This window comes from Paenibacillus sp. FSL R5-0345, assembly GCF_000758585.1.
Taxonomy (GTDB): domain Bacteria; phylum Bacillota; class Bacilli; order Paenibacillales; family Paenibacillaceae; genus Paenibacillus_AQ.
The window spans coordinates 4103852-4119356 of record NZ_CP009281.1 but is presented as its reverse complement, the minus strand read 5'-3'; the positions used below and the strand labels follow the sequence as shown (position 1 = coordinate 4119356).

Here is a 15505-nt window from a genome sequence, read left to right as displayed (position 1 = left end):
TAAGGCCCCTCCGTTAATGGTGGGGTTTGTCTCTTTCTGATAAGAGCTTGGAGGAAACGGAAATGATCAAACGGGTTCAAGCGTGGCTGAGCCGTAAAGACAGGCAACAGCCAGTCGAGATTTCACCGGATAACATTCCCCGGCATGTGGCTGTTATTATGGACGGCAATGGGCGTTGGGCTAAGCGACGCGGGTTGCCGCGCGTTGTGGGTCATCAGAATGGCATGAAGGCTGTTAAACGTGCTACAATCGCTGCAGACGAACTGGGTGTTGAGTTTTTGACGATGTATGCGTTCTCGACAGAAAATTGGAAACGACCAAAGGAAGAAGTCGATTATCTGATGCGCTTGCCAGTGGAGTTTCTAGCCATTGAGCTTGATGAGCTGATTGAGAAGAATGTCCAAGTACGTATGATGGGGGATACTGATGCATTGCCTTCATACACCCGTAAAGCTATGGAAGAAGCGATTTCCCGGACACAGGGCAATACTGGACTTATATTGAATTTTGCTCTTAATTATGGGGGACGCAAAGAAATTGAGGACTGCATGCGCAGCATTGGTAAGGACATCCAATCAGGGGCCTTATCACCGGACGATATTACGACTGATCTAATCGATAGCCGGATGTTATCAGGTGGGTTACCAGATCCGGATTTGCTTATACGTACAAGCGGAGAAATACGACTTAGCAATTTCATGCTATGGCAGCTTGCTTATTCTGAGCTGTGGTTTACTGATGTGTATTGGCCTGAATTTGATAAGGAGCATTTGCATCAGGCAGTTGCTGAATATCAACGCCGTACACGCCGTTATGGTGGACTGAAGTAGCTTGATAGGAGATGGAAACCTTTGAAGCAGCGATTGATTACCGGAATTGTTGCCGGAGCACTATTTTTAGGCTTATGCGTATTAGGAAATTGGCCATATCAGTTGTTACTTACTGCCATGGCTTTTATCGGGTTGTATGAATTTGTGAAAATGATAGGGATACCTGCGCTTTCCGGTTCTACCGTTCTTGGTTATGCAGCCATCCTAAGTTTCATGATCCCTTGGAATTTACTGGGAGTATCTGCGCCGTTTTCGTGGGAACAAGGAATTTGGATTCTGCTGCTGTTGTTCCTTTTAGTTACAGTTTTTACTAAAAATAAATTGGATATTCGAGTAACAGCCTTGCTGTTTACTGGTATAGTATACATTGGAATGGGTTTTTCTTATATGGCCATGGCTCGTGCATCGGATGACGGACATGGTTTGTTCTGGACTTTTTTGCTACTTTTCTGCATTTGGGGTAGTGATGCCGGGGCTTACTTTGTTGGGAAAAGCATGGGGAAAAACAAGCTTTGGCCTGCCATCAGTCCTAACAAAACGGTGGAAGGTGCAGTAGGTGGAGTGCTGATCTCGATGCTGATCGCTATCATTTTTGCAATATTTGCTCCTGAGCATTTAGCGATAGGACGAGCGCTTCTTATAGGGCTTTCTTGTGCAGTAATGGGTCAGCTTGGTGATCTTGTGCAATCAGCCTATAAACGTGCGTATGGTATCAAAGATTCTGGCACACTTCTACCTGGTCACGGCGGTATTCTTGATCGATGTGACAGCTGGATTATCGTATTTCCATTCGTACATATCGTAACGCTAATGCCTTACTATTAACGGGAGGAGAGGGTATAACTATGAAAAAAATAAGTGTTCTTGGTTCCACCGGCTCTATCGGCACTCAGACTCTAGATGTCATCGCTATGCACCCGGACTCTTTTCAAGTAGATGGCTTGGCGGCTGGAACGAATACAGCATTATTGCTGGAACAAGTTCGCCTTTTTAAGCCACGTCGAGTTTCTGTTGCGACAAAAGAACTGGCAGATGAGATTAGATCCAGTCTGCCTACTGGCATACAGCTATTCAGCGGAAATGAAGGCCTAGTTGAGGTAGCAGCGGGTGGAGACGCCGAAATGGTCGTAACGGCTGTTATGGGTAGTGTAGGCCTCCAATCCACATTAGCTGCTATCGAAGCAGGAAAACATATTGGACTAGCCAATAAAGAGACTTTGGTTACCGCAGGACATCTCGTCACTGAACTGGCTAATCGTAAGGGCGTTAAGTTGCTACCTATTGATAGTGAGCATTCCGCTATTTTTCAGTGCTTAAATGGTGAGAATCTTTCTGATATTGCGTGTATCACTTTAACAGCTTCTGGTGGATCTTTCCGAGATTTCACTCGTGATCAACTCAAAAATGTAACCGTAGAAGATGCACTTCGTCATCCGAATTGGAGCATGGGCGCGAAAATCACAATTGATTCTGCTACAATGGTGAATAAGGGGCTTGAGGTAATTGAAGCGCATTGGCTATTCGGTCTACCTTATGAACAAGTAAATGTACTTTTGCATCCAGAGAGTATCATTCATTCTTATGTGGAGTTCCGCGATAGCAGCATTATTGCTCAGCTTGGGAATCCCGATATGCGTGTCCCAATTCAATATGCACTCACGTATCCCGAACGCTGGGAGTCACCGGCTCAGCGTTTATCGTTAGCTGAAATTGGGCGTTTGACTTTCCGAGAAATGGACTTTGAACGGTTCCCTGCACTTAAGCTAGCCATGGATTGTGGAAAAGCTGGAGGGACTGCAACTACTGCTTTTAATGCGGCAAATGAAATCGCTGTTGCTCGTTTCTTGAGCCATGAGATCCCATTTCTGCGCATTGAGGAGATCATTGGGGAAGTGCTGCATCGTCATATTAACGAGGACCATCCGAATTTGGAACAAATTGAATTCTGTGATAAACGTGTTCGTGAGCTGGCAGCATCGCTTTAGAACGTAGGAAACTCTCTTGTTAAAAATATAAGAAAGTATAAGTTTCACTTTATACATTATCCTTATATTTCTCGCGTAAACGCGTACTGTCTCCTTAAGGGACGCCGATGGCGTTATTGCTTGACTGGAAATACTTACTTTGCCCTAAAAATAGGTTGGGACAGTTGATTCTCTTGTGCCTGATCGGAGAATAATGATAAATTAAGAGGACATACTTCGGTCTTACACCTAAAGGGGGATGATACGTTTGGAAATGGTTCAAGTCGTTTTATTAACGGTGCTCATGTTTTTTGTCCTGGTGACTGTACATGAATGGGGTCACTATTATTTTGCCAAACGCGCCGGTATTCTCGTGAGGGAATTTGCTATCGGTTTCGGTCCGAAACTGTTTTCTTATAAACGGAATGAGACACAGTTCACTCTGCGTTTACTGCCTTTTGGCGGTTATGCCCGGATGGCTGGTGAAGATCCAGAGATTATTGAAATTGGCTCAGGACAGACCATTGCGGTAAGACTCGGCCAGGATAACAAAGTAAAAAATATTTATCTGGACGCACTGGATACACGTAAAAATGTTATCCGTGGTGAGGCCCTGCATACCGATCTCGAAAATGATCTGCAAATCCGCTTGGATGTGGATGGCGAAGTTACTACTTATGACGTTCATCCGCAAGCGATGATGATTAAAGGAACGCAACAGACTCAGATTGCACCTAAAGATCGTCAATTCGGCAGCAAAACCGTGGGTCAGCGTGCATTGGCTATTGTTGCGGGTCCTGTAATGAACTTCCTGTTAGCTTTTGTTCTGTTTGCCATCCATTTGCAAATGGTTGGTATTCCGGTCGAGAATCCAACTTATGTTAAGATTGGCGACATTTCTGCAGGAATGCCAGCTCAAGAGGCGGGATTGCAGAAGGGTGACATTATTGTCTCCATTAACGGTGAGAAGATTGGTGCCGATTACCAAAAAATGATTGATTTAACCTCGGAGTCCAAAGGGAAAGAAATGAAATGGACGCTGCAACGTGGTGATGAGACCCTTAACGTGACTCTCGTTCCTCGCAGCATGGAGGGACAAGAAGGCGGGAAAATAGGGATTACACCTGAGCTGCCTACCCGTAAAGCAGGGGTTGGCGAGACGTTGACAGGTTCAGGTAAAGCTATGGTCGATACGACTGAAGCTATCTTTCTGGGCTTTAAACAATTGATCAATAAATTCAATATGGATGATATTGGAGGTCCGGTACGAACCTTTGAAGTAACCGGTCAAATTGCTCAACAAGGCATTCAGTATCTTACCTATTGGGCTGCTATCCTAAGTCTATATCTGGGGATTTTTAACCTACTACCGATTCCGGCACTTGATGGAAGCCGTTTGGCGTTCCTAGGCGTGGAAGCTTTACGTGGTAAACCTGTAGATCCGAGTCGTGAAGGCATGGTTCACTTTGTTGGATTTGCACTGTTATTCTTATTAATGATTGCTGTTACGTATAATGATATATTACGTTTGATCAGCGGCTAATTTTCTTCGGGAGGCATTCCATTACATGGCAAAAGATAAGCAATTCGTTACGGAAATCACGCCGCAAAGCGAGGATTTCTCACGCTGGTATATTGATGTTATTAAAAAAGGAGACTTGATGGATTACTCTCCTGTACGTGGCTGTATCGTATTTAAGCCAGAAGGCTATGAAATATGGGAGCATATACAGGAGGAAATGAACCGTCGCCTCAAGGAAACTGGGCATCGTAATGCTTATTTTCCAGTGTTCATTCCAGAGAGTTTCTTTCAAAAGGAAAAGGATCATATTGAAGGCTTTAATCCCGAGCTGCCATGGGTAACTGAGGCTGGTGGTGACGTGCTTGAGGAACGTTTGGCAGTCCGTCCTACATCTGAGACCATGTTCGGGCATATGTATTCTAAATGGATCCAGTCCTATCGTGACCTTCCAGTTCTAATCAATCAATGGGCGAATGTGGTTCGTTGGGAGAAGCGTACTTTACCATTTATCCGTACTACTGAGTTTCTTTGGCAAGAAGGGCATACTGCGCATGAGAATGAAGCAGAAGCTCGTGAAGAAACTATGAAGATGCTGGATAACTACCGTGATTTTGCTGAGACTTTTCTTGCCATTCCGGTAATCACTGGACAGAAGACACCTTCCGAACGCTTTGCCGGTGCAGTAGATACGTATTCAATTGAAGCGATGATGAAAGATGGACGTGCTGTTCAGGCTGCTACCTCACATTACTTAGGTACCAAGTTTGCAACAGCTTTTGAAATCCAATATTTGAGTCGCGACAATAATCTGGAATATGTGCATACCACTTCATGGGGATCCACTACACGCTTGATTGGTTCGCTAATTATGGTGCATGGCGATGACCGTGGTCTTGTTCTGCCGCCTAAGGTAGCACCGACTCAAGTGATTATGATTCCTATTGGACCACCTAAAACTCGCGAAGCCGTGATTGGACGGACGGACGAGCTGTTCAAGGAGCTGAAGAACGCCGGCGTTCGTGTACGTGTGGACGATCGTTCAGATGTAACACCAGGCTGGAAGTTCAATGAATATGAAATGCGCGGTGTACCTGTTCGCTTGGAGCTTGGACCACGCGACATGGAGAATGGCGTTTGCGTTATAGTCTCACGTGTCACTGGTGAGAAGAAGATTATTCAGCAGGAGAACCTTGTTGAAGAGGTACAAGCAATGCTCGAGCAGGTTCATAATGAAATGTTCGAACGTGCACTGAAATTCCGCGAAGACCATTTCTATTCTGTGGATTCCTTGGAAGAAATGAAAGCTTCGATGGAAGAAAAACGCGGCTTTGCACTAGCTGGTTGGTGTGGTTCCGAAGAATGCGAGTCCAAAGTGAAGGAAGAGACAGGTGCGGGCAGCCGTAACATTCCTTTCGATCCAGCGGAGAAAAAGCAAGTCTGCATTTGCTGTGGTAAACCAGCTGAGCATACTGTAGTTTTTGCAAAGGCATATTAATCTTTTGGCACCGATTAACAGTCTTGTAGTATTTTAATCTAGCTTCTGGAGAGAGGAGTCAGTGGGCCGAAAGAACCCAATGCTTTTTGAATCCAGAAGCTTTTTAAAATATATGAATTTATAGGCTTACGTTATAAATTATACTTCTATTTTTACCAGAAACTGTTATTGTCTTTAAAAGACGACAATGTCGTTTCTTCTTAAAATATTGTACTTTCACTGAATATCATTGATTGTGTTTTACGGAGTTATCAAAGGTGGGAGGAAAGCATGGAACAAAACCAGGAGAGAAGAAAAAGATTCGAGCTCTTGATGAAGCAAGGTGAAATTCCACCTGCAATCATGGATCCCTACTTTTTAGATGGATATATAGAACGTGTAGAGATCAGCCGCGGTAACCGAGACTGGCAAATTGTGATTTCGAAAGAAAGTCTGGTTCCAGCGCAGGTATACCGGACATTTTGCCTCAGAATGCGCGAAAAGCTGCAGCATATTGCCAAAGTTAGCTTTTTATTCGTATATGATGAAAAAGTCAGTCGGGCAGAGCTTATCCAAGAATATTGGGGATTGTTTCTGGAGTGGGTGACCCGCGAGATCCCTTCGGTTAACGGCTGGCTGACACGCTCTACCCAAGAGCTTAAAGATGACACTTTAATGTTGACAATGAGTGACTCCACTTCTATGGAGCTTGCTCGTAAAAAGGGCATCGATGGGGCAATTATTAAATTTTATGATAAGTATTTCGGACTCTCCTTAAAAGTTAAAGTGCTAATGGCGGAGAATGAAAATAACAATATTGAAGCATACGAAGAATTTCAGCAAAAGCTGCAGCAGGAACAACGAGAGATCGTTGAGCAAATGATGACTGCAGTAGAAACAGATGCACCTCCTGATGATAGTGATCCTAATGAAGTGATTAAGCTTCAGGTGGGGTATGAAATTAAGGAACAGGCTGTACCGATTCTTGAAATTCAAGATGAAGAGAAGAAAATTACAATTCAAGGCACCATTTTTGGTCTAGATCGTAAGGAGCTTCGCAATGGCAGTACCTTGTTCACCTTCAGCTTGACAGATTTCACCGATTCTTTGCAAATGAAGATGTTTGCTAAGACCAAGGAAGATCTTAAGGTGATGAGTCAGCTTGCTAATGGCAAATGGGTAAGAGCACGCGGGAAGGTAGAATATGACCGGTTCATGCAAGTTCCTGAGCTAGTGATGATCCCTTCGGACTTAACAGAAGTTAAGGCACCACCTGCAAGGAAAGATACGGCGCCTAAGAAACGGGTGGAGTTCCACCTTCACACTACTATGAGTACGATGGATGCGGTCACTCCGATTACCAGCTATGTCAAAACAGCTGCCCAGTGGGGGCATCCAGCAATTGCTATTTCTGATCATGGCGGGGTTCAGGCTTTTCCAGATGCGAACCATGCAGCTCATAAGCATAAGATAAAAATGATTTATGGTGTGGAAGCCAATGTTGTGAATGACTCTGTAAATATTGTTGAGAATGCTCAGCCTTTGGACTTGAAGACAGCTACTTATGTAGTGTTTGATATAGAGACCACAGGGTTATCGATTACCCGCAATAATATTACGGAGCTCGCGGCCATTAAAATGTGCGCAGGCAAAGAAGTAGATCGTTATTCTACTTTTGTTAACCCGCATGAGAAGATCCCTTATCATATTCAGCAATTGACCAATATTACGGATGAAATGGTTAAGGATGCTCCTGATCTGGAGCCAGTGCTGCGTAAGTTTGTTGAGTTTGTGGGTGACAGTATCCTAGTCGCTCATAACGCCAGATTTGATATGGGTTTTATTCAGGCCTCATTACGTAAAATAGGTGAACCTGTGCTTCCGAATCCGTCTCTTGATACACTTGAGCTCGCACGGTTACTATTTCCAACTATGAAGAATCACAGGCTGAACACATTAGCCGATAAATATAAAGTTCTTCTGGAAAGCCATCACCGCGCGATAGACGATACCATAGCACTCGGTGGTATTTTAACAGGATTGCTTGCGGATGCTGAAAAGATGAAGGGCATGACTCGCCTTGATAGACTGAACGATTATGTGGGTAATGATCTTTCGAATACAAGACCGTTTCACTGTAATATCTATGCACTTAATCAGGTGGGCAAAAAAAATCTTTATAAGCTCATTTCCATGTCTCATACGGAATATTTCAAACGTGTACCTTGTATTCCTAAATCCAAGCTGGAAGAGCATAGAGATGGACTACTCGTAATTTCCGGTTGTGAACGTGGTGAGTTTTTTGAAGCAGTACTCAACAAAACGACTGAGGAAGCCATGGAGGTTGCTCATTTTTATGATGTGCTGGAGATTCAGCCATTGACCATGTACATGCATTTGGTGGACAAGGGCTTTGTAGCAGGTCCTGATGAGCTTCGCGATGTAGTCCGCAAGGTTTGCGAAATAGGTGAACAGTTAAATAAACCTGTTATAGCGACGGGGAATGTGCATTATCTTGAACCCCGGGACAAGCTGTATCGTGATATTACGATTAATGGGATCACAGGCTTTAGTCCGCTTAAAGACCAACGTAAACCGGATGCACACTTCCGCACAACGGATGAAATGCTGTCTGAATTCGAATTTCTCGGTGCTGAAAAAGCGATGGAAGTCGTGGTTACGAATACAGTTGAGCTGGCAGAACGTTTTGAAGAGCTGGAGTTATTTCCAGATAAGCTATTTACACCAATTCTTGAAGGGGCGGACGAAGAAATTCGCGAGACCTGTTATAACACTGCCAAATCCATTTATGGCGAAGAACTACCTGAAGTAGTTATTGCCCGTTTGGAGAAAGAGCTTGCTCCGATTATTAAATTCGGGTTCTCTGCCAACTATTTGATTTCTGAACGTCTCGTTAAAAAATCAAATCGAGATGGATATCTCGTAGGCTCGCGGGGTTCTGTAGGCTCCTCTGTAGTAGCCACATTTCTTGGGATTTCAGAGGTTAATCCTTTGCCTGCGCATTATATTTGCCTAAACCCCGAGTGTCGCCATAGTGAATGGTTCCTGGACGGTAGTGTGCGAAGCGGGTTCGATTTACCAGACAAAGTCTGTCCGGATTGCGGCGAGAAGCTCAAAGGTGAAGGCCAGGATATTCCGTTTGAGACCTTCCTTGGATTTAAAGGGGATAAGGTTCCCGATATCGACTTGAACTTCTCAGGGGAATATCAGCCGAATGCACATAACTTTACCAAAGAAATGTTTGGTGAGAAAAATGTATTCCGTGCCGGCACGATTGGTACGGTAGCTGAGAAGACTGCCTTCGGTTTTGCAAAAAAATACGAAGAATTGCACCAGAAACGTTGGCGCGGAGCTGAAGTTGGGCGTCTAGCGGCTGGCTGTACAGGTGTTAAACGCAGTACGGGACAGCATCCCGGCGGTATAGTCGTTGTTCCAGACTATATGGAGGTAGAAGATATTACACCAGTGCAATTCCCGGCGGATGATGTCAATGCCGAATGGAAGACCACACACTTTGACTATCACGCTTTTGATGCCAATTTGCTGAAGCTTGATATTCTGGGTCATGATGATCCGACGATGATGCGGATGCTGCAGGATTTGACAGGTGTAGATCCAACCTCAATTCCGATGAATGATCCGAAGGTAATGAGCATGTTTAACTCTACAGATGCACTTGGCGTAAGACCTGACGAAATCAGATCGCCGGTTGCGACATACGGAGTGCCCGAAATGGGTACCAAGTTTGTACGACAAATGCTTATTGAGTCAAAACCGTCCAGCTTTGCTGACTTACTACAAATCTCTGGTTTGTCACATGGTACTGGGGTTTGGCTTGGGAATGCGCAAGAGCTTATAAAGAATAACACTTGTAACATTAAGACAGTTATCGGTTGTCGTGATGACATCATGCTCTTCTTAATTTATAAAGCGGGAATGGATGCGAGCTTGGCCTTTAAAATTACCGAGAGTGTTCGTAAAGGTAAAGGATTGTCTGACGAATGGATCGAGGAAATGAAAAAGTGCAAGGTTCCGCAATGGTATATTGATTCTTGTCTGAAGATTCAATACATGTTCCCGAAGGCGCATGCGGCTGCATACGTTATTTCTGCAGTACGTACCGCCTACTTCAAGCTGTATCATCCTATTGAGTATTATGCGACCTATTTCTCTGTACGCGCAGCGGATTTTGATATTGAACTGTGCTGTAAGGGATATGAAGCTATCAACCGTCAGATCGTAGAAATTGAGCAAAAAGGATTTCAAGCTTTGCCTAAGGAAAAGGCTATGTTGCCTGTCCTTGAGATGGCTTTGGAGATGACGGCACGTGGATTTACATTCAAAAATATTGATCTTTACCGTTCGGAAGCGAATAAGTTTATTGTGGATGGAACCAGTTTGATTCCTCCGTTTTCCGCATTAGCGGGAATTGGTGAGAATGCCGCTATCAATATAGCCGCTGCGAAAGATGCTGGGGAGTTCCTTTCTATTGAGGATTTCCAGCAGAAATCCAAGGCGAGTAAGACAGTTATTGAGTTGCTGACCAATATGGGCTGCTTCCGCGGCTTACCGGAAAGCAATCAACTTTCCCTATTTTAAAGGCTTTAACAACACTTATTTCATGGCTAGAGAAGAGAGCTCCAAAGGGGGAGTCAAGGGCTAGCACTTGTCAGTCCAGACTCACTATGGTATAATTTCTTTGGTAATAATGAGATAAGTCCGTTGTGTAAAGAGTGGGGAAACCCACTCTTTATCTTTGGTATATAGCAAAAGACAAGTTCGTGGAGGTAATTTTCTTTTGAGCACACCCAAATCTAAAATTAAACAAACGGTAGAGCAGATGCTCGGGCCCTATCTCGACGACAATGGTTTCGAACTGGTGGACGTTGAATACGTGAAGGAAGGCTCCAATTGGTTTCTGCGTATATTCGTAGATAAAGAAGGCGGCATTGATATTGATGACTGCGGCAGCATTAGCGAATATTTCAGTCAGCAGTTGGATGAGAATGATCCTATCCCTGAGGCATATTTCCTTGAGGTTTCCTCACCGGGAGCAGAGCGTCCTCTCAAAAAAGCTGCGGATGTAGCTAAAGCGGTAGGCAAGGACGTGTATGTGACTGTTTATGAGCCGATTCAAGGACTCAAAGAATTTGAAGGTCGTTTGCTCTCGTTCGAGAACGAGGAACTGCTCATCTCCGCGGGCAAAAAAGAACATGTAGTACCGTACGCCAAAGTCGCAAGCGCGAGATTGGCCATTATTTTTTAACGTCTTGAAAGGGGGGCCGGAAATTCATGAGTATGGAGTTTATTGAAGCAATGAATGAGCTGGAAAGGGAGAGAGGCATCAGTAAAGATGTGCTGTTTGAAGCCATCGAAGCGGCGCTGATCTCTAGTTATAAACGTAATTTCAATGCAGCACAGAACGTACGTGTTGACATGAACCGCAACACAGGCGTAATCAAAGTGTTTGCCCGCAAGCTAATTGTTGAGGAGGTCCTGGATACAAGGACTGAAATCTCATTGCCGGCAGCCAGAGAAATTAACCCGCATTTCCAGCTTGAAGATATTGCTGAGCTTGAAGTGACACCACGTGATTTCGGGCGTATTGCTGCACAGACTGCAAAGCAGGTTGTAACACAACGGATTCGCGAAGCAGAGCGTGGACTCATCTATAATGCCTTTATTGACAAAGAAGATGATATCGTAACAGGACTTGTACAACGTCAAGATATGCGGAACATCTACATTGATCTTGGTAAAATCGAAGCGGTCTTGCCGCTTAGTGAATTGATGCCAGGTGAGAAGTTTAAGCAAAGCGAGCGTATCAAGGCTTATATCACTAAAGTTGAGAACACCACTAAAGGACCGCAAATTATGCTGTCCCGCAGTCATCCCGGATTGCTGAAGCGTCTGTTCGAACTCGAAGTTCCGGAAATTTTTGATGGTGTAGTTGAAATTCGTTCCGTAGCTCGTGAAGCTGGCTTCCGTTCGAAGATTGCTGTGTATTCCCGCAATCCAGAAGTAGATCCAGTTGGCTCTTGCGTGGGCCCAAGAGGAACACGCGTTCAGACCATCGTTACTGAGCTTCGTGGCGAGAAGATCGACATCGTACGTTACTCTGATCTGGTGCAGGAATATGTAGCTAATGCACTCAGTCCTTCTAAGGTCCTTGAAGTTCAAGTCTTTGAAGCAGAGAAAATGGCACGGGTGATCGTTCCTGATTATCAATTATCACTGGCTATCGGTATTAAAGGGCAAAATGCTCGTCTTGCCGCTAAACTTACCGGCTGGAAAATTGATATCAAGAGTGAAAGTCAAGCGGAGCAGGAATACGGTAGACCGAGATCTTCTATTGATGAAATGCATCAGGATTCCGTCTCCATTGATTAATTAACCTGCTTGACGGGAGGCGTATGTTATGAAACAAAAAAAGGTGCCGCTGCGCAAATGCGTTGCTACCCAAGAGATGATGCCGAAGAAAGAGCTGATTCGAGTGGTTAGGACGCCCGAGGGCGAAGTGCTGATTGATCTGACAGGTAAGAAGTCAGGCCGTGGTGCTTACATATGCGGCAAGCTTGAATGCTTTAAGCTGGCACAGAAGAATAAAGCACTTGATCGCGCTTTGAAATGTCAAGTGAGTCCTGAAATCTATGACCAGCTTGCCCGGCAGTTTACTTCCGTGGAAGAGCAGTTTCTAGCAGCAAAGGATAGTGAGGATAATGAGTAAGGCGCTTTCTTATTTAGGGCTTGCCATGAGAGCAGGCAAGATAGTCACCGGCGATGAGGCTGTACTCAAAGCTGTACGGTCTTCAGAGGCGAAGCTGGTCGTTCTGGCAGGTGACGCTTCAGATAATACCCAAAAAAAGTTCCGTGATAAATGCGGAACCTACGATATTCCACTAGTAATCGCATTTCACCGAGACAGCCTCGGTGCAAGTATTGGTAAAGACCAGCGTGTAGTACTGGCCATTACGGATAAAGGATTCGCGGAAATGATCTCCAAGCAACTCGGAGATACTGTCGGAGGTGGATTTATTGACTAAAGAAGAGAACAAAGATAAATTGCGCGTGTACGAATACGCCAAGTCACTAAACATGAGCAGTAAAGAAATTATTACAATTCTGAAGCGTTTGAATGTCCCTGTGAATAATCATATGAGTGTCATGGAGAACGGTTCCGTGAACAAAGTAGAACAATTCTTCAAGGATATCAAGTCGAACGCTGCAGCCAAGCGGGATACCAGCTCTAGCAGCCGTCCGGTGACAACCGGTGCGGTAACTGCCGAACCCCAAAGTGCTCAGAATGCCAACAAAAATCAACAGGAAAAGCAGGTAGGTATGAACAGTAACCAAAACAACAACCAATCGACGACGTCCCCAAGGCCCCAAAGCGGACAAGATTCCCGCAGAACACAAACAGGTTCAACGCAGAATGCACGTCCGCAACAAAGCGGAGCTCCACGTACTAACAGTACAAGCGGAAGCCGTCCGCAAGGAAGCAGCACAGGCGGTAATCGTCCACAAGGTAGCAATACCGGTGGCAGTCGCCCGCAAGGAAGTAATACTGGCAGCCGTCCACAAGGTAGCAGTACCGGTGGTAGCCGTCCGCAAGGAAGTAATACTGGTGGCAGCCGTCCGCAAGGTAGCAATACCGGTGGCAGCCGTCCACAAGGAAGTAATACTGGCAGCCGTCCGCAAGGACAAAGCAGTGCGCCTCGCACTGACAGCCGCCCACAAGGTCAATCTAACACCGGCGGAGGTTTCACACGCGGTGACGACAGAGGCCCTAAGAAGAACACAACGGGTGGTCGACCAAATACGAACAATAGACGTTTTGATGATGGTAAGGGCGGTAACTACCGTGGTCGTGGTGGTAAGAATGGCCGTGGTAAGAATCAGCCAATGGTTCACCGTGAGAAGATTGATAACACACCTAAGAAGATTATCGTTCGTGGCAGCATGACCGTTGGTGAAACAGCGAAATTGCTTCACAAAGACGCTTCTGAAGTAATCAAGAAGCTGATCTCTATGGGTGTTATGGCAACCATCAACCAAGAGCTGGATATCGACACCATCCTGCTGCTCGCTGCTGAATTCGGCGTAGAAGTAGAAGTGAAGATTCCTGTTGATGAGGATAGCTTCGAAACTGTGGAAGAGAATGATACTGAAGATGAACTTCAGTCCCGTCCTCCAGTAGTTACGATCATGGGTCACGTTGACCACGGTAAAACTACTTTGCTGGATGCCATTCGTTCGACAAGTGTGTCGCTAGGCGAAGCTGGCGGAATCACACAGCATATCGGTGCTTATCAAGTTGAAATTAATCAGAAGAAAATCACGTTCCTTGATACACCAGGTCACGAAGCATTTACTGCTATGCGTGCTCGTGGTGCACAGGTTACGGATATGACAATTATCGTAGTTGCTGCGGATGACGGTGTTATGCCTCAGACTGTTGAAGCTATTGCACATGCTAAAGCTGCTGGACTTCCGATCATTGTTGCTGTCAACAAAATCGATAAGCCGGGTGCAGATCCTGATAAGGTGAAGCAAGAGCTTACAAGCTATGAACTCGTTCCTGAAGAGTGGGGCGGAGATACCATCTTCGTTAACCTTTCTGCAAAACAACGTATTAACTTGGAAGAACTGCTGGAAATGATCTTGCTCGTTGCTGAAGTTAATGAGTACAAAGCTAACCCTGACAAACGGGCACGCGGTACAGTTATAGAAGCTGAGCTTGATAAGAACCGTGGTCCAGTTGCACGTGTTCTGGTACAGAACGGCACATTGAAAGTCGGCGATGCTTTTGTAGCAGGTAACTGCTTCGGACGTGTACGTGCGATGGTTAATGATAAAGGACGTAAGATCAAGGAAGCTGGACCTTCCACTCCAGTAGAAATTACTGGTTTGACTGAGGTGCCACAAGCTGGCGATCCGTTTATGGCTTTCGAAGACGAGCGTAAAGCCCGTGCGATTGCTGATAGACGTTCCACATCACAACGTCAATCTGAGCTGAATACGAACACCCGTGTAACATTGGATGATTTGTTCCAGCACATTAAAGATGGCGAGATCAAAGACCTTAACGTTATCATTAAAGCTGACGTACAAGGTTCAGTCGAGGCACTTAAAGGTTCCCTGGCTAAGATCGAAGTGGAAGGCGTCCGCGTGAAGATCATTCACAGCGGTGCTGGTGCCATTACGGAATCCGATATTACACTTGCAGCAGCATCTAATGCTATTGTTATTGGCTTTAACGTTCGTCCGGACGCTCAAACCAAGGCAGCTGCTGAACAAGAAAAAGTAGATGTTCGTCTCCATAACATCATCTACAATGTAATCGAGGAAATCGAAAGTGCAATGAAGGGTATGCTTGATCCTATCTATAAAGAGAACGTTATCGGACACGCTGAAGTACGTAGTGTCTTCAAAATCAGTAAAGTGGGTACCATTGCAGGTTGTATGGTTATTGATGGTAAAATTACCCGTAATGCTGAAATGCGCTTGATCCGTAGCGGAATCGTTGTATTTACAGGTAAAGTTGATACCTTGAAACGCTTTAAAGATGATGCCAAAGAAGTGGCGCAAGGTTATGAATGCGGCATAACTTTGGAACGCTATAATGACGTCCAAGAGGGCGACATTATCGAAGCGTTTCTTATGGAAACTGTAGAGCGCTAAGCGAAGAGGTGAA

Annotated in this window: 10 protein-coding genes and 1 pseudogene; all 11 read left to right on the top strand. The window is 45.1% G+C overall.

From position 1 onward, the window contains the following. Window positions 1-62: 62 nt before the first annotated feature. The 11 genes and pseudogenes from R50345_RS18175 (at window position 63) to infB (ending at window position 15492) form a co-directional block, all read left to right on the top strand. A complete protein-coding gene (locus R50345_RS18175; RefSeq protein WP_042128874.1) occupies window positions 63-830 on the top strand; it encodes an undecaprenyl pyrophosphate synthase in 768 nt (255 codons plus the stop codon). A gap of 21 nt (window positions 831-851) precedes the next feature. Continuing rightward, window positions 852-1655 carry a phosphatidate cytidylyltransferase gene (locus tag R50345_RS18170; protein WP_042128872.1) on the top strand — a complete coding sequence of 268 codons (804 nt, stop codon included), beginning with the start codon at window positions 852-854 and terminating at the stop codon, window positions 1653-1655. 20 nt (window positions 1656-1675) lie between these two features. Beyond that, window positions 1676-2815: a 1-deoxy-D-xylulose-5-phosphate reductoisomerase gene (locus tag R50345_RS18165; protein WP_042128870.1), complete on the top strand. Its 1140-nt coding sequence runs from the start codon at window positions 1676-1678 to the stop codon at window positions 2813-2815. Between the two features lie 247 nt (window positions 2816-3062). After that, a complete protein-coding gene (gene rseP / locus R50345_RS18160) occupies window positions 3063-4337 on the top strand; it encodes an RIP metalloprotease RseP (protein WP_042128868.1) in 1275 nt (424 codons plus the stop codon). Between the two features lie 25 nt (window positions 4338-4362). Then, window positions 4363-5811, top strand: coding sequence for a proline--tRNA ligase (gene proS, locus R50345_RS18155; protein ID WP_042128866.1), 1449 nt, complete (start codon window positions 4363-4365; stop codon window positions 5809-5811). A gap of 270 nt (window positions 5812-6081) precedes the next feature. Then, window positions 6082-10410: a PolC-type DNA polymerase III gene (locus R50345_RS18150; protein WP_042128864.1), complete on the top strand. Its 4329-nt coding sequence runs from the start codon at window positions 6082-6084 to the stop codon at window positions 10408-10410. 199 nt (window positions 10411-10609) lie between these two features. Further along, on the top strand, window positions 10610-11077 hold the full coding sequence (rimP, locus tag R50345_RS18145; RefSeq protein WP_042128863.1) for a ribosome maturation factor RimP: 468 nt from the start codon (window positions 10610-10612) through the stop codon (window positions 11075-11077). Window positions 11078-11103: 26 nt separating this feature from the next. After that, window positions 11104-12201, top strand: coding sequence for a transcription termination factor NusA (gene nusA, locus R50345_RS18140; RefSeq protein ID WP_042128862.1), 1098 nt, complete (start codon window positions 11104-11106; stop codon window positions 12199-12201). Between the two features lie 28 nt (window positions 12202-12229). Next, window positions 12230-12538, top strand: coding sequence for an RNase P modulator RnpM (rnpM, locus tag R50345_RS18135; RefSeq protein ID WP_042128861.1), 309 nt, complete (start codon window positions 12230-12232; stop codon window positions 12536-12538). Then, window positions 12531-12852: pseudogene (locus R50345_RS18130) on the top strand (YlxQ family RNA-binding protein); the annotation flags it as partial. The gene rnpM and the pseudogene R50345_RS18130, both read left to right, overlap by 8 nt. After that, window positions 12847-15492 (top strand): translation initiation factor IF-2, encoded by a 2646-nt coding sequence (infB, locus tag R50345_RS18125; protein WP_042128858.1) that lies wholly within the window; start codon window positions 12847-12849, stop codon window positions 15490-15492. The pseudogene R50345_RS18130 and the gene infB, both read left to right, overlap by 6 nt. The last annotated feature ends 13 nt before the right edge of the window (window positions 15493-15505 follow it).

Bases quoted from the DNA above. Each gene is read 5' to 3' on its own strand.
- rnpM (WP_042128861.1), top strand. From the start codon at position 12,230: ATGAAACAAAAAAAGGTGCCGCTGCGCAAATGCGTTGCTACCCAAGAG.
- R50345_RS18150 (WP_042128864.1), top strand. From the start codon at position 6,082: ATGGAACAAAACCAGGAGAGAAGAAAAAGATTCGAGCTCTTGATGAAG.
- nusA (WP_042128862.1), top strand. From the start codon at position 11,104: ATGAGTATGGAGTTTATTGAAGCAATGAATGAGCTGGAAAGGGAGAGA.
- proS (WP_042128866.1), top strand. From the start codon at position 4,363: ATGGCAAAAGATAAGCAATTCGTTACGGAAATCACGCCGCAAAGCGAG.
- R50345_RS18175 (WP_042128874.1), top strand. From the start codon at position 63: ATGATCAAACGGGTTCAAGCGTGGCTGAGCCGTAAAGACAGGCAACAG.
- R50345_RS18165 (WP_042128870.1), top strand. From the start codon at position 1,676: ATGAAAAAAATAAGTGTTCTTGGTTCCACCGGCTCTATCGGCACTCAG.